General features: G+C 73.7%; 16 protein-coding genes. 6 read left to right on the forward strand and 10 right to left on the reverse strand.

Annotated elements, in window-relative coordinates; genetic code table 11:
* The first annotated feature begins 265 nt into the window (after positions 1 to 265).
* Positions 266 to 874 carry a uridine kinase family protein gene (locus tag M1O15_RS29360; RefSeq protein ID WP_248637256.1) on the forward strand — a complete coding sequence of 203 codons (609 nt, stop codon included), beginning with the start codon at positions 266 to 268 and terminating at the stop codon, positions 872 to 874.
* A 430-nt stretch (positions 875 to 1,304) separates the two neighbouring features.
* Complete coding sequence (locus tag M1O15_RS29365) at positions 1,305 to 3,614, forward strand: AAA family ATPase (RefSeq protein ID WP_248637257.1); 2,310 nt, start codon at positions 1,305 to 1,307, stop codon at positions 3,612 to 3,614.
* Positions 3,615 to 3,666: 52 nt separating this feature from the next.
* On the opposite strand, the gene M1O15_RS29370 is transcribed toward M1O15_RS29365, so the two are convergent.
* The 3 genes from M1O15_RS29370 to M1O15_RS29380 are packed head-to-tail and all read right to left on the reverse strand — an operon-like array spanning position 3,667 to position 6,864.
* Positions 3,667 to 4,485 carry an alpha/beta fold hydrolase gene (locus M1O15_RS29370; protein ID WP_248637258.1) on the reverse strand — a complete coding sequence of 273 codons (819 nt, stop codon included), beginning with the start codon at positions 4,483 to 4,485 and terminating at the stop codon, positions 3,667 to 3,669.
* A 7-nt stretch (positions 4,486 to 4,492) separates the two neighbouring features.
* Entirely contained in the window at positions 4,493 to 5,971 is a 1,479-nt protein-coding gene (locus M1O15_RS29375) for a flavin-containing monooxygenase (protein WP_248637259.1), read from the reverse strand.
* 23 nt (positions 5,972 to 5,994) lie between these two features.
* Positions 5,995 to 6,864, reverse strand: coding sequence for an alpha/beta fold hydrolase (locus M1O15_RS29380; RefSeq protein WP_248637260.1), 870 nt, complete (start codon positions 6,862 to 6,864; stop codon positions 5,995 to 5,997).
* A gap of 239 nt (positions 6,865 to 7,103) precedes the next feature.
* Here M1O15_RS29380 and M1O15_RS29385 point away from each other — a divergent pair, with 239 nt between their 5' ends.
* The 4 genes from M1O15_RS29385 (at position 7,104) to M1O15_RS29400 (ending at position 9,491) form a co-directional block, all read left to right on the forward strand.
* Entirely contained in the window at positions 7,104 to 7,886 is a 783-nt protein-coding gene (locus tag M1O15_RS29385; RefSeq protein WP_248637261.1) for an IclR family transcriptional regulator, read from the forward strand.
* Between the two features lie 65 nt (positions 7,887 to 7,951).
* Positions 7,952 to 8,455 (forward strand): hypothetical protein, encoded by a 504-nt coding sequence (locus tag M1O15_RS29390; RefSeq protein ID WP_248637262.1) that lies wholly within the window; start codon positions 7,952 to 7,954, stop codon positions 8,453 to 8,455.
* Positions 8,452 to 8,958 carry a hypothetical protein gene (locus tag M1O15_RS29395; protein WP_248637263.1) on the forward strand — a complete coding sequence of 169 codons (507 nt, stop codon included), beginning with the start codon at positions 8,452 to 8,454 and terminating at the stop codon, positions 8,956 to 8,958. The genes M1O15_RS29390 and M1O15_RS29395 overlap by 4 nt, the downstream gene beginning before the upstream one ends.
* The gene (locus M1O15_RS29400; RefSeq protein ID WP_248637264.1) at positions 8,955 to 9,491 is read left to right on the forward strand and encodes an SRPBCC family protein; all 537 of its coding nucleotides are present in this window, start codon (positions 8,955 to 8,957) and stop codon (positions 9,489 to 9,491) included. The genes M1O15_RS29395 and M1O15_RS29400 overlap by 4 nt, the downstream gene beginning before the upstream one ends.
* 115 nt (positions 9,492 to 9,606) lie before the next feature.
* Here M1O15_RS29400 and M1O15_RS29405 read toward each other — a convergent pair whose 3' ends face one another.
* From M1O15_RS29405 to M1O15_RS29435, 7 genes are all read right to left on the reverse strand, one after another.
* A complete protein-coding gene (locus M1O15_RS29405) occupies positions 9,607 to 10,062 on the reverse strand; it encodes a PH domain-containing protein (RefSeq protein ID WP_248637265.1) in 456 nt (151 codons plus the stop codon).
* Positions 10,063 to 10,147: 85 nt separating this feature from the next.
* Positions 10,148 to 10,996 carry an ATP phosphoribosyltransferase gene (hisG, locus tag M1O15_RS29410; protein WP_248637266.1) on the reverse strand — a complete coding sequence of 283 codons (849 nt, stop codon included), beginning with the start codon at positions 10,994 to 10,996 and terminating at the stop codon, positions 10,148 to 10,150.
* Positions 10,997 to 11,043: 47 nt separating this feature from the next.
* Complete coding sequence (locus tag M1O15_RS29415; RefSeq protein ID WP_031078175.1) at positions 11,044 to 11,316, reverse strand: phosphoribosyl-ATP diphosphatase; 273 nt, start codon at positions 11,314 to 11,316, stop codon at positions 11,044 to 11,046.
* Between the two features lie 55 nt (positions 11,317 to 11,371).
* The gene (gene ribH / locus M1O15_RS29420; protein ID WP_248637267.1) at positions 11,372 to 11,857 is read right to left on the reverse strand and encodes a 6,7-dimethyl-8-ribityllumazine synthase; all 486 of its coding nucleotides are present in this window, start codon (positions 11,855 to 11,857) and stop codon (positions 11,372 to 11,374) included.
* A 35-nt stretch (positions 11,858 to 11,892) separates the two neighbouring features.
* Entirely contained in the window at positions 11,893 to 13,173 is a 1,281-nt protein-coding gene (locus M1O15_RS29425; RefSeq protein ID WP_248637268.1) for a bifunctional 3,4-dihydroxy-2-butanone-4-phosphate synthase/GTP cyclohydrolase II, read from the reverse strand.
* Positions 13,170 to 13,811 carry a nicotinamide mononucleotide transporter family protein gene (locus M1O15_RS29430; protein WP_248637269.1) on the reverse strand — a complete coding sequence of 214 codons (642 nt, stop codon included), beginning with the start codon at positions 13,809 to 13,811 and terminating at the stop codon, positions 13,170 to 13,172. Before M1O15_RS29430 ends, M1O15_RS29425 begins: the two co-directional genes overlap by 4 nt.
* Positions 13,808 to 14,437 carry a riboflavin synthase gene (locus tag M1O15_RS29435; protein WP_248637270.1) on the reverse strand — a complete coding sequence of 210 codons (630 nt, stop codon included), beginning with the start codon at positions 14,435 to 14,437 and terminating at the stop codon, positions 13,808 to 13,810. The genes M1O15_RS29430 and M1O15_RS29435 overlap by 4 nt, the downstream gene beginning before the upstream one ends.
* Position 14,438: the final 1 nt, after the last annotated feature.

Raw genomic sequence — 14,438 nt, forward strand, 5'->3', positions numbered from 1 at the left:
TGTCGGTCATACGGTGAATCCCCGATCGGTCGCGGTGGGAACGGAAGCGGATGAGGGCGGAGGGGGCGAGGGGAGGGGGAGCGAGCGGACGAGGGGCGGGGGGGGCGGTGGCCGGGGGACACAGTCCCCGTCCGGCCACTATCCCGGCCTGGTGGGCCGGTCAGCCACCCGTCGGACCCGGGCCATCGCACCGTTATTGGTCTCGACCAGTGGCGCCGGAGGGGATTCGGCGGAGAGGTGGAAAGGGGCTCTATAGGGTTGCCGTATGGACCGACTCGCCCCGCTCGCCGCCGAACTGCGCGCTCTGGCGCCCTCGTGCGGGCCGGTGCGGCTGGTCGCCGTCGACGGTCACGCGGGCTCCGGGAAGTCCACCTTCGCCGCTCGGCTGGCGGCCTCGCTCGGCGGCGCCCCGGTGCTCCACCTGGACGACATCGCGACGCATGAGGAGCTGTTCGGCTGGACCGACCGCCTCCGGGAGCAGGCGCTGGAGCCGTTCACGCGCGGTGAACCGGCGCGGGTTCACCCGTACGACTGGAATCTCCGCCGCTTCGGGCCGCCGAGGACGCTGCCGGTGGCCGAGGTGGTGCTGATCGAGGGGGTGGGCGGCGGGCGGCGGGCGGTGCGGCCGCTGCTGGCCGGGCTGCTCTGGATGGACCGGGACCGGGAGGCCTCCTGGGAGCGGGGCCGGAGACGGGACGGTCCCCCGCAGGCCGCCTTCTGGGACGGCTGGACGGTGGCGGAGACCCGCCACTTCGCCGCCGACCCGTCCCGGCCGTTCGCCGACTGGCTGGTAAGGGAGTGCCGGGAGGGGTACGCGTGGCGGACCGGACCCGCCGCGGCGACGCTGCACGCAGCAGAGCGTCACTCTGGGTGACCCGATGGGGAGCGCATACCGACTAGTCGGAAAATGGCCGATGGACCGCCCCAACTTCGCTTGACCGGGCGGCCGTACAGGTCTTACGTTCTCAATGTGCGGCTTTCGGAAGCCGCCCCCGACGCGAAGCCCCTGGTTGTTCCCCCGTGACCGGGGGCTTCGTCCTTTCCGCTTTCTCCCGTTCCGTCCCCCCTGGCGTGGCGGCCCCACTCACCCTCGGTCACCGCGCCGTTCGCGCCGCCGTCGCGCGTCCGCGCCCGCCTCCACGGCCCCACGCGCCCTTAGTCGCGCACTCCCCGTGCCGGTACGATGCCTCTCGGTGTGGGCAGGCACGGGCAAGTCCCGTGAGACGGAAGGGCGATGGGATCGACGCCACCGGGCGGCCGCCCGGCTGGTACCGGCACGGGGACACGGTTTGCGGGGGGACCCGATGAACATCGGCACGCGGGGCGCGCACGCCCCGGCCGACCTCGCCTGGCTGCGCGGTGTGGACGCCTACACGATGGGCGCCTACCCCCAGGCGGAGGAGGAGTTCCGTACCGCGGTGCGGATCGATCCCGGGATGGCCGACGGCTGGCTGGGCCTGCACGCGCTGCGGGTGGAGACCACCACCGCGCTGCTGCGGATGCACCGCAACCGCGAGCGGTTCGGCGAGCAGCGCGCCCGCCATCGACGCCGGCTCAACTCCTGGTACTGGCTCGGCTGGTGGGTGCAGCCGGTGCTGGAGCGGCCGCGCGATCTGCTGCTCGCGCACGCATCCCACTGGCTGGACGGACGGCACGTGCCCGAGCTGGACCGGGCGCTCGCCGGGCTGCCGCCGGTGGACGCCGACCGGCAGGTGCGGTTCCTGCACGCCTGCCGCGCCTACCTGGTCAAGGACTGGGAGGAGCTGGCCCGCCACACCGAACCGCTGGTCGACGATCCGCAGCTCGGTATCGAGGCGGGGCTGTTCGGCGGGATGGCCCGGGTCCGGCTGGAGATGTACGCGCAGGCGGAGCCGCTGCTGTCGGCCTCGCTGATGCGCTGCCGCAGCGAGCAGCCGCAGCGCAAGGAGCTGCGCTACTGGCTGGCGCGCGCCCACGAGGGCACCGGCCGCAGCGCGGCCGCCCTGCCGCTCTACCGGGCGGTGTACCGGATCGACCCGGCGTTCATGGACACCGCGGCCCGGCTCACCGCCATCACCGACGACGGGTTCGACGGGGCCGAGGGGGCGGCCGTCGACCTGGCGGCGGTCTCCCTGGCGGGCCTCGGCCAGGACGGCGGTCTGGGTCAGGACTCGGGGCCGGGGAGGGAGTCGGGGCCGGGGAGGGAGGGTCCGGGGCCGGACTCTGCTCCGGGGAGGGACGCCGGGCCGGGATGGGACTCCGGTCCGGGATGGGACGCCTCCGCCTTCACCGGCCAGGACTCCGCCGCCCTCACCGGAAAGGAACCCGGCTGTGCGCAGGACACCGGGGCCTTCGGTCCGGACGGCGACACCTTCGGCTCGGACGGCGGAAGGTTCGGTTCGGAGGGTGGCGGCTCAGGAGCGGACGCGGGCTACGGACCGGAGGACGGGGGCCGCGGGGCGGGCGGGGGCGTCGGGCAGGGCTCGGTGACCGCGCTGGACCTGCGGGACGGATCGGACCTGGCGGACGGGCCGGACACCCCGCCCGGTGCCGGCAGCCGCCGCGGGGCGGACCTGGGACCCGGGGCGGGCGCGCCGGACGGGCCGAGCCGCCGGTCACCGGCCGGCCCCGGCTCCTCGGCCGCCTTCGACGGCGGGGCGCGGGCCCGGGGCGGCTCCGGCCCGGCGGCAGCGCCCGTGGGGCCGGCCGATCCGGAGCTGCTCGCCGAGGCCCTCGCCGAGCTGGAGCGGATGGTCGGCCTCGAACCGGTCAAGCGCCAGGTGAAGGCGGTCTCGGCGCAGTTGGAGATGGCCCGGCTGCGGGCGGCCCGCGGGCTGCCGGTGCAGCCGCCGAAACGTCACTTTGTCTTCTCCGGCCCCTCCGGCACCGGCAAGACCACCGTCGCCCGCATCCTGGGCCGGGCCTTCTACGCCCTGGGGCTGCTCGGCGGCGACCATCTGGTGGAGGCGCAACGCGCGGACCTGGTGGGTGAGTTCCTGGGGCAGACCGCGGTGAAGGCGAACGAGTTGATCGACTCGGCGCTGGGCGGGGTGCTGTTCGTGGACGAGGCGTACGCGCTGTCCAACTCGGGCTACAGCAAGGGCGACGCCTACGGCGACGAGGCCTTGCAGGTGCTGCTGAAGCGGGCCGAGGACAACCGGGACCATCTGGTGGTGATCCTGGCCGGCTACCCGGAGGGCATGGACCGGCTGCTGGCCGCCAACCCGGGGCTGTCCTCGCGCTTCACCACCCGGGTGGACTTCCCCTCGTACCGCCCGCTGGAGCTGACCGCCATCGGCGAGGTGCTGGCGGCGGCCAACGACGACGTGTGGGACCCGGAGGCGCGCGAGGAGCTGCTGTCGATCAGCGGCCATGTGGTGGAGCAGGGCTGGATCGACGAGCTGGGCAACGGCCGGTTCCTGCGCACCCTGTACGAGAAGTCGTGCGCGTACCGGGACCTGCGGCTGACCACCTACCGGGGCGAGCCGACCCGCGAGGACCTGGCGACGCTGCGGCTGGCGGACCTGATGCAGGCGTACGGGGAGGTGCTGTCCGGCCGCGATCCGGTGCGGCGCGGACCGGAGGAGCCGCCCCCGGGTGGCGGCCCCGGCATCCCCGGACTGCCCGGTTACTGAGCCGACGGGCCCCGGGCTGCCCGGTGTCACTGAGCCGGCCGCCTGCGCGGGATCATGCGGTGGCGAGGAAGGCGCGCAGGGCCGAGGTGACCGCCTCGGGCCGCTCCAGGGTGAGGGTGTGCCCGGCCCGGGGGATCCGCTCCAGCCGTGCCCCGGGTATCCGGGCGGCGATCCGGGCCGCGACGGGCGGCGGGGTGGAGGTGTCCTCCTCCCCCACCAGGACCAGCGTGGGCACGGTGACCCGGCCCAGCTCGGCAGCGATCGGCGGATGGCCGGCCACCCCGCGTACCGCGTCCGCGATCCCGGCCCGGTCGCTCCGGCGCAGTCGGCGCTCCCACTCCGCCAGCACCGGCCCGCTCTCCGGGGAGCCAAGGAACGAGGCGCCGAAGGCCATCGCGGCGGCCCGTCCGCGTACCGGTCCGATGCCCACCAGCCGGTGGACCAGGGCCAGTTGCCGGAAGCGCCGGGCCCGGGCCGGGGTGAGGCCGTCGGCGGTGGTGGCGAGCAGGGAGAGGGAGCGCAGCCGCTTGGGGTGGCGGGCCGCCAGCCGCATCCCGACGAAGCCGCCCATGGACAAGCCGACGAAGTGCACCGGGCCGGTGCCGAGCGCGTCCAGCAGCGCCCGTACGTCGGCGGTCAGGGTGTCCATGTCGTAGCCGCCGGCCGCCGGGGGGCTGTCGCCCTGCCCCCGCCAGTCCAGGGTGACGCACCGGTACTCGGCGCTCAGGGAGGCGGTCTGCGGCCGGAACATCCAGCCGCCGAAGAGCAGTCCATGGCCGAAGACCACGGTCGGGGCGTCCGGGCGGCCCGGCGGCGGGCCGGTGTCGGTGTACGCGAGGGTCGCGGCGCCGCTGGTCGTCAGCAGGGGCATCGGGGGCTCAGCCGGCGGTGGCCGCGTAGGGGGCGGGGTCGAAGGTGCCGTTGCGGTGCCGGAAGGCGTCGGCGAAGTCCGGCCAGATCAGGGTCACCCGCTTGCTGCGCGGATCGACGTACCAGCTCCGGCAGCGCTCGCCGTCCCAGACCGTGCCACGGGCCTGCCGGTCGAGGTCGGCGGCATAGCGCTCCTGGGCGGCGGCCGAGACCTCCACGGTGCGGTCGCCCTGGGCGCGGCTCCAGGCCAGAGCGCCGAGGAGGTAGTCGATCTGCGCCTCGATGACATGGACGATCGAGTTGTGCCCAAGGCCGGTGTGGGGGCCGTTGACCAGGAAGAGGTTGGGGAATCCGGCGACCGTGGTGGAGGCGAACGCCTCCATGCCGCGGGCCCAGTGGTCGGCCAGGGACCGTCCGTCGGCATCGTGGACCAGGCGGGCGTACGGGGGTTCGGTGGTCTCGAAGCCGGTGCAGAGGACGATGACGTCGACGGCGTGGGCGGCGCCCGAGGCGGCGATCGCCTTTCCGGGCTCCACGCGGGCCAGCGCCGAGGGCTCCAGGGTGACATGGTCGCGGGTGAGGGCCGGGTAGTAGGTGTCGGAGATCAGCACGCGCTTGCAGCCCAGCTCGTGGTCGGGGGTGAGCGCCTGGCGCAGCGCCGGGTCGGCGATCTGCCGCTCCAGGTGAGCCCGGGCCGCCGCCTTGGCCTCGGCGAGCTGGTGCGGGGCGGCCCGGCGGGCGGCGAACCCCGCCTCCAGATACCAGAAGATCTCGGCGCGGTGGGCGGGGACGGCCTCCGGGTCCCGCCGGAAGACCCGCTGCTCGGTCTCGGTGTACGCGCGGTCGGCGCGCGGGACGACATAGGGGGCGCTGCGCTGGAAGACGGTCACCTGGGAGGCACTGTCGGCGACCTCGGGCACGATCTGGACGGCGCTGGCGCCGGATCCGACGACCGCGACGCGCTTGCCCTCCAGGCCGGTGCCGTGGTCCCAGCGGGCGGAGTGGAACACCGGGCCGCCGAAGTCGCCGATGCCCGGGATGTCCGGGAGGCGGTGGTCGCTGAGGTGGCCGGCCCCGGTCACCAGGAACCGCCCGGTGAAGACCCCGCGGGTGGTGGTGACGGTCCAGCGCCCCTCCGCCGGGTCCCAGCGGGCGTCCCGTACCTCCGCGCCGAAGCGGATGTGCGGCAGCAGCCCCTCCTCGCGGGCGGTGTCGCGGAGGTAGCGGTGGATCTCCGGCTGCCGGGCGAAGAGCCGGGACCAGTCCGGGTTGGGGCGGAAGGAGAAGGAGTACAGGTGGGAGGGGACGTCGCAGGCGGCGCCGGGGTAGGTGTTGTCCCGCCAGGTGCCGCCGACGTCGTCGGCGCGCTCCAGGACGAGGAAGGAGTGCGTGCCCTCGCGCTTCAGCCGGGCGGCCGTGCCGAGACCGGCGAAGCCGGTGCCGATGACGAGGACGTCGACACTTCGGGGGATGGTGGTGCGGCTCATGGGGTGCTCCAGGAGGGGGACGGTCAGACGCGGGCTTCGGGGATGACGCGGCCGGCCGGCTGGGCGCTCGGCCGGGCGTTGAACCGGTCGATCAGCTGCACCAGTTGGGCCGGACGCTCGAAGAGCACGGCGTGCCCCGAGGCGACCTCGGTGTAGCGGGCGTCCGGGATGGCGGCGAAGAGGGCCTTGCTGTGGCGCACCGGCACCATCTGATCGTGGGTGCAGCCGATGACCAGGGTGGTGGCCCGGACCTCGGGCAGCAGCGCGGTGATGTCGATCGACTGGTTCAGCTCCATCTGGAGGTCGTCGAAGTCGCCGGGCACCTGCCCCTCCAGCAGCGGGGCGAGCTGCTCCAGGGTGGCCGCGGCCAGGAAGGGGCCGCCCAGCGCGCAGAAGGCGGTGTACGAGGCGAGCGCCGGGGAGCGGTCCTCGCGCAGCCGGCGCCACACCCCGCCGCGCAGCCGCTGCTGGGTGTCGGTGGCCGCCCAGCCGGCCACCGCGACCAGGTTGACGGCGAGTCCGGGCCGGTGCGCGGCGAGGGCGGTGGCGACCACGGCGCCCAGCGAGTAGCCGACCAGGGTCACCCGGCGGCCGGGCAGCACGCTCTCGCAGACGGCGGCGACCTGGCGCTCCAGCTGGTCCAGGGTGAGCCTGCCGTCCGCGGGGACGGGCTGGGCGAAGTCCAGCGCCACCACGCGCTGCCGGGCCGCCAGCATCGGGAAGAGGTAGCCGTACTCGCGCTCGATGCTGCCGCCGGTGCCGTGGACGAGGACGAGGGGCGGCCGATCGCCTTCCCCGCCGGGGTCCGGCTCCCCCGAGTCGAGGTAGCGGACCCGGATGCCATCGACAGTCGCGCTTCCCTCGGTGGTACGGGCATCGGTGGGGGTGGTCATGGTGGTGCTCCTTCGGGGGCGGGGCCGGAGGGGGGTGATAGTCCGTCGGGCAGACTTTGACCGATCCGGACTCCTGATCGGCGGCCGGAGGACCGCCGCCGGTGATGCGATGACACGCCGCCGTCGGTTTCACTGTCAACGCGTCACGGACCGGGACTCCGGTACGGGGCGCGGTAAGGCGGTCCCGAGTCCACCGGGTGGACTCGGCGGGCCGAAGCACGTGTGAGGGGAGCCGCATCATGGAACCGGCACAGGAGGGCAGGCCGCAGGTGGTGGGCAAGGTCGCCGCCGTCCTGACCGCGCTGGCCCGGGAGGGGGCGGCCGGGCGCCGGCTGCTCGACCTGGCCGATGAGACCGGGCTCGCCCGGCCCACGGTGCACCGCATCCTGCGTGAGCTGGCGGCCGCCGGCTTCGTGGAGCAGCGCCCGGGGCGGCGCTACGGCCTGGGCCCCGCCCTGTACCTGCTGGGGCTCGGCGCCCCCTCCCCCATCCGGGACCATGACGCCGTACGGCAGGTGGCGCAGGAGCTGGCGGGCCGGACCGGTGACACCGTCTATGTGGCGATCAGACGGCTGGACGGGGTGCACTATCTGACCCGGGCCGACGGCGGCTACCCGATCCGCGCGGAGATCGTGGAGGTCGGCGAGACCGTGCCGCTGGGTGTCACCTACGCCGGGATCGCCCTGCTGGCCTGGCATGAACCGGAACGGGTGGAGGCGCAGGTGCGGGCGAACGCGGCCCTGCGGCGGCTGATGCGGTTCCCGGTCGCCGGGCCCGAGGAGACCCTGACCTCGGTACGGCGCCAGATCACCCAGGTCCGCGAGTACGGCTACTGCTTCGACAAGGACACGGTGATGCCGGGCGTGTCCGGGATGGCGGCACCCGTGCCCTCGGCGGCCTCCGATCCGTATCTCGCCATCACCCTGTCCGGGGTCAACGACCGCCTGCCGGCCGCGCGCATCCGCGATCTGGCACCACAGCTCCTGGAGGCGGCCGGCGAGCTCGCGCGGTACATCGCCTGAGCCGCGCCCCACCATCTGCGTAAGAGAAGCACCCGAGCCGACGACGACCATGACGAGGTGTCACCGTGTGGAATCCCTCCCTGTCCCCCACCGCCTCTCCCCCGGCGCCCGGCGCCACCGCCGACAGCCGGGCGGCGGAGACCATCAAGGTGTTCGTGCTGGCCGGCTTCGCCGCTGAGACCTCGTTCCTCGTCCTGGGACTGGTCCTCTTCCCGGACCACGGCCCGCTGCTGTGGCGGGCGGTGTGGACGCTCGGCCTGTGCGGTGTCGGCATGGGGGCGGCCGTCGGGGCGCTGACGTTCCTGGTGACCGGCCGGTTCGCCCCGGGCAGCCGCCCCGCCCTGCTCGTCACGGCCGTCAGCGCCGCCGCCCTCTACAGCGTCTGCCAGACCCTGTGCTGGAGCCTGGACCACAACGTCGGCCTGAACTACTGGGGTTCGGTGGACCAGCCGGTGCTGTTCCTGGTCAAGGGGTATGTCGCGGCGGTGCTGGGCGGGATAGTAGGAGCCCTTCAGCTCCACACCGCTGCCGGCAGGGCGCTGACGCGCCGGGTCGGGGTGTTCCGGTGAGGGAGGCACCGAGCCGGATGGCGGCGGGCCCGCCGAGTGAGACCGGGGCCGCCCTCGCCGTGTCGGCGGCGGCCGCCCTGGTCGATATCGCGCTCTGGCATGACACCCTGCTCGCCTCGGCGCGCGGCGGGCCGGGGGCGGCGCTGCTCGGGGGGTGGCTGGTGATGGTGTGGGGGCTCGCTCCCGGTGCGCTGACCCTCCTCGTACTCCGGAACGCCCGCCGGCGCCTGCCCGGGCCGCGGGCGCTGCCGGTGGCGGCTGCCCTGAGCCTCGCCCTGGCCTGGGCGCTGAGCGCCCTGCTGTACGCCTTCCTCACCGATCCGGGGTTCCGGCAGGCCGCGATGGGCGGGCCCGGGCACGCCCATCCGGTCGCCGCGGCCCCGCACACCGGGCACCCGGCCGGGGCCTCCCCCGCCGTCGGGCTGCCGGTGCTGCTGGTGCCGATCACCTACGCCGTGGTGTTCACGGTGATACGGGGCCAGGGCGGGCGGTTCGCCTCATGAGCGCCGACGCGTCCCGCAGGACCTGGGAGCTGGTGGAGTCGGTGCTGGTCACCGCCTCGCCCGAGACGGTCTTCGGGATGGTCGCCGATCCCCGGCTGATGGCCGGGTTCAGCCCGGAGTGCGCGGGGGTGCTGCGACTGCCGTCGACGGGGCGCGGGAGGCGGTGGTTCCTCGGCCTCAACCGGCGCGGGCCCCGGCTCTGGCTCACCCTGTGCCGGGTGACCCGGGCCGTGCCGCCCCGCGAGTTCGCCTACCGGGTCTCGGTGTTCGGGCTGCCGCTGGCGGACTGGGAGTACCGGGTCGAAGCGGTGGACGAGCGGACCACCCGGGTGACCGAGCACTGGCGGGACCTGCGCCGGGGGCCCGCCGGCCGGGTCGGCGACGCACTGGGTGTGCTGGTCGCCGGAACCGGCCCGGCGGACCGGGTCCGGGTGAACCGGTCCGGTATGCGCACGACCCTGAGCCGGCTGAAGGCAGCCTTGGAAGAGCCCGGCCCCATTGCCCCATCCCCCCACTCCAGGAGCACCAGTTGAGCGCCACCGACCCCGCCACCCCCTCCCAGTCGTCGGGGACGGGCGGCTGATCGCGCACGCCACCACCACCTGCCTGATCCTCGGAGGCCTGAGGGCCCGAAGGGATCAGAAGGGGTCAGGAGGGGCGGTCGGTGCCGGTGCCGCGGGTCTCGGCGAGGGCGCGCAGGGCGCTCGCGTCGCGGATGGCCTGGCGGCGGCCGATGCCGGGCTGGATGCCCAGGGCCGGCAGGCTGGTGCCGTCGCTGAGGTCGAGGAAGACCCAGGGGTCGCCCTCGCGGAGGTTGACCCGGAGGATCTCCGCCCAGGCGAGGCGGCGGCTGTGCACCAGGTTGACCACGGTGACGCCGGACTCGTCGGCGACCACCTTCGGGCGGGCGAGCAGCCCCAGTACGGCGGCGAAGAGCGCGGCGACGAAGATGAAGCTGGCCCGTTCGCCGGGGCCGAGCTTCTCCAGCGCCAGCGCGACCGCGGTGATCACGACGAACATGGCCGCGGCGGCGGTCAGCAGGACGACCCGGGTGCGGGTCGGCCGGAAGACCGCCGGGAGGGCGGGCGCTTGCGGGTCGGGCATGTGCGGTTCCGGTTCTTCCCTTGTTCCGACGGCTTCCCGGGGCCCTGACGGCTTTCTCCCGGGTCTGGTCCCGGCCCGCCCGCGGTCAGAGCCGGCAGGCGTGGATCTCGGTGGTCAGGATGGCCCGGGCGCCCAGGTCGTAGAGGTCGTCCATGATCCGCTGGGCCTCGCGGGCCGGGACCATGGCGCGGACCGCCACCCAGCCCTCGTGGTGCAGCGGGGAGACGGTGGGCGACTCCAGGCCGGGGGTGAGGGCGACGGCCTGCTCCAGGTGCTCCACCCGGCAGTCGTAGTCCATCATCACGTAGGAGCGGGCGACCAGGACGCCTTGGAGGCGGCGCAGGAACTGCTGCACCTTGGGCTCGCCGGTCGGCGCACCGGTGCGCCGGATGACGACCGCCTCGGAGGTGAGGATCGGCTCGCCGATGACCTCAAGGCCGGCGTTCCGGAGCGAGGTGCCGGTCTCCACCACGTCCGCGATGACCTGGGCGACACCCAGTTCGATGGCGGTCTCCACGGCGCCGTCCAGGTGGACCACGGAGGCGTCGATGCCCTGGTCGGCGAGGTGCTTGGCGACGATCCCCTCGTAGGAGGTGGCGATCGTCATCCCGCCGAAGTCGGCCGGGCCGGAGGCCGTCCCGGGCCGGGTGGCGTAGCGGAAGGTGGAGCGGGCGAAGCCGAGCTGGAGGATCTCCTCGGCGCTCGCCCCGGAGTCCAGCAGCAGGTCGCGGCCGGTGATGCCGATGTCGAGCCTGCCGGAGCTGACGTAGATGGCGATGTCCCGGGGGCGGAGGTAGAAGAACTCCACCTCGTTGGCCGGGTCCACCAGCACCAGTTCCTTGGACTCCTTGCGCTGCTGGTAGCCGGCCTCATGGAGCATCGCCGACGCAGGTCCGGACAGTGAACCCTTGTTGGGGACGGCGATGCGCAGCATGGGGCGTTTCCTTCTTTCGCGGTGGGTCGGTGGTGGTGCGGTGCGGCTCAGAGGTGGGCGTAGACGTCGTCGAGGGAGATCCCGCGCGCGACCATCATCACCTGGACGTGGTACAGCAGCTGCGAGATCTCCTCGGCGGCGGCTTCCTTGCCCTCGTACTCGGCGGCCATCCAGACCTCGGCGGCCTCCTCGACGACCTTCTTGCCGATGGCATGGACGCCCTTGTCCACCAGCTCGGCGGTGCGGGAGGTGGCGGGGTCGCCGGTCTTGGCCTTGAGCTCCAGCTCGGCGAAGAGCTCTTCGAAGGTTTTGTTCGCCATGATGGTCCCCAGAGTACGGGGTGCGGGCCCGGCGTCCGGTGCCAGGGCCCGGCACTCAGCGCCAGGGCTCGCTGACCGTACGCAGCGTGGTGGCGGTGGCGACGGCGGCGGTGACCGCCTCGTGGCCCTTGTCCTCGGTGGAGCCCTCCAGTCCGGCGCGGTCCAGGGCCTGTTCCTCGGTGTCGCAGGTCAGTACGCCGAAGCCGACCGGGACGCCGGTGTCCACGGTGACCTGCACCAGGCCCTGGGTGACACCCTGGCACACGTACTCGAAGTGCGGGGTGCCGCCCCGGATGACGACGCCGAGGGCCACGATGGCGTCGTAGCCCCGGCCGGCCAGGACCTTGGCGACGACCGGCAGCTCGAAGCTGCCGGGGACGCGCAGCACGGTGGGCTCGTCGATGCCGAGCTCGTGCAGGGCGCGCAGGGCGCCGTCCACCAGGCCGTCCATGATCTTCTCGTGCCACTGGGCCGCGATCACGGCCACCCGGAGGTCGCCGCAGTTCTTCACGCTCAGTTCGGGTGCGCCCTTGCCGCTCACGTGCATATCTCCTTGGGTGGGGTGGGTCTTCGGGGTTACTGGGTGTGGCAGGGGGAGGCGGCCGCGGGGTCCAGCCAGGGCAGGTCGTGGCCCATCCGGTCGCGCTTGGTGCGCAGATAGCGGATGTTGTGCTCGCCGGCCTGGACGGGCATCGGCTCGCGGCCGGTGACGGTGAGGCCGTGCCGGGTGAGGGCGTCCACCTTGTCGGGGTTGTTGGTCATCAGGGTGAGGCTGCGGACGCCCAGGTCGGCGAGCATCCGGGCGCCGGCCGCGTAGTCCCGGGCGTCGGCGGGCAGGCCGAGTTCCAGGTTGGCGTCGAGGGTGTCGTGGCCGCGCTCCTGGAGCTCGTAGGCGCGCAGCTTGGAGAGCAGCCCGATGCCGCGGCCCTCGTGGCCGCGGAGGTAGACCACGACTCCCCGGCCGGCCTCGGTGATCCGCTCCATGGAGGCCTCCAGCTGGGGGCCGCAGTCGCAGCGCAGCGAGTGGAAGACATCCCCGGTGAGGCATTCGGAGTGGACGCGGACCAGCACGTCCTCGCCGTCCGCGAGGTCGCCGTGGACCAGGGCGATGTGCTCCACGCCGTCCACGGTGGAGCGGTAGCCGTACGCGGTGAAGTCGCCGTGCGCGGTGGGCAGGCGGACCTCGGCCTCGCGGCGGACGGTGGGCTCGTTGTCGCGGCGGTAGGCGATCAGGTCCTCGATGGAGATGATCGTCAGTCCGTGCTTGCGGGCGAACGGGACGAGTTCGGGCAGCCGCAGCATGGTGCCGTCCTCGCCGGCGATCTCCACGATGGCGCCGGCCGGGCGGAGTCCGGCCAGCCGGGCGAGGTCCACGGCGGCCTCGGTGTGGCCGGGGCGGGTGAGCACGCCGCCGGGGCGGGCGCGGAGCGGGAAGACATGGCCGGGGCGGACCAGGTCGCCGGGTTCGGCGCGGCCGCCGCCCAGGAGCTGGAGGGTGGTGGCCCGGTCGGCGGCGGAGATGCCGGTGGTGACCCCGAAGGAGGGGGCGGCGTCCACCGAGACGGTGAAGGCGGTCTTCATGGACTCGGTGTTGTCGCCGACCATCTGCGGCAGGTGGAGCCGGTCCAGCTCGTCGCCCTCCATCGGGGCGCAGATCAGGCCGCGGCACTCGCTCATCATGAAGGCGACGATCTCCGGGGTGGCCTTCTCGGCGGCCACGACCAGGTCGCCCTCGTTCTCCCGGTCCTCGTCGTCGACGACCACGATGGGCCGGCCGGCGGCGATGTCGCGGACGGCCTGCTCCACGGGGTCCAGGGAGAGGTCCTCGTTGTCCCAGATCATGCTGTGCGCGGTCATGCTCCCGCTCCTTCCAGGGTGGGGGCGTCGGTGCGGGAGCGGAGCCACCAGTCGCGCAGGCCCCACAGCACCAGGGCGCCGTAGATGACGTAGACGAAGCCGGAGAAGGCGAAGCCGTTGGCGAAGTTCAGCGGCACGCCGACCAGGTCGACCAGCAGCCAGGCGAACCAGAACTCGACCATGCGGCGGGCCTGGGCGTACATGGCGACCAGGGTGCCGACGAAGATGTACGCGTCGGGCCACGGGTCCCAGGAGAGCTTGGGGAACAGGGTGAACAGCCCGGCGACGGCGAGGGTGCCGAGCACGGCGGCGCCGGCCATCAGGGCGCGCTCCCGCCAGGTGGCGAAGCGGACGGCGAGGGAGCCGTCCTGGGCCGCGCGGCGGCCGCGGGTCCACTGCCACCAGCCCCAGGCGGCGACCAGCATCACCACGACCTGCTTGCCGGCGCTGCCGGCCAGGTGGGAGGTGGCGAAGGCGGCGAACAGGATGACCCCGGCGAGGAACTGGGCGGGCCAGGTGAGCACCGAGCGCCGCCAGCCGAGGGCGAGGGCGATCAGGCCGATGGTGTTGCCGATCATGTCGGCCCACTTGATCTGCTGGCCGAAGGCGGTGAAGGCCTCCGCGTTGAGCCAGTTCACCGGAGGGTCCCTTCGGGGTCGGTGGCCTTGCCGCCTTCGGTGCTCCCCATCAGCCGCTCGACGTACTTGGCGATCACGTCGACCTCCAGGTTGACCGGGTCGCCGGGCTGCTTCACGCCGAGGGTGGTGAGGGCGAGGGTGGTCGGGATGAGGCTGATGGTGAAGTGGTCGGTGCCCGCGTCCACCACGGTGAGACTGACGCCGTCCACCGTGATGGAGCCCTTCTCGACCACGTAGCGGGCGAGTTGGGTAGGGAGGGAGACCTTCACCAGCTCCCAGTGCTCGGAGGGGGTGCGGGCCAGGATGGCGCCGGTGCCGTCCACATGGCCCTGGACGATGTGCCCGCCGAGCCGGCCGCCGACCGCCATGGGCCGCTCCAGGTTGACCCGCGAGCCGGGGGCCAGCGCGCCGAGGCTGGAGCGCTTGAGGGTCTCGGCCATCACATCGGCGGTGAACTCGCCGTCGGCGGTGTCGACCACGGTGAGGCAGACGCCGTTGACGGCGATCGAGTCGCCGTGCTTGGCGCCCTCGGTGACGACCGGTCCGCGCAGGCGGAAGCGGCAGGAGTCCCCGAGGTCATCGACGGCGGTGACCTCGCCCAGCTCTTCGACGATTCCGGTGAACACG

It is taken from the genome of Streptomyces lichenis (genome assembly GCF_023218175.1).
GTDB classification, from domain to species: domain Bacteria; phylum Actinomycetota; class Actinomycetes; order Streptomycetales; family Streptomycetaceae; genus Streptomyces; species Streptomyces lichenis.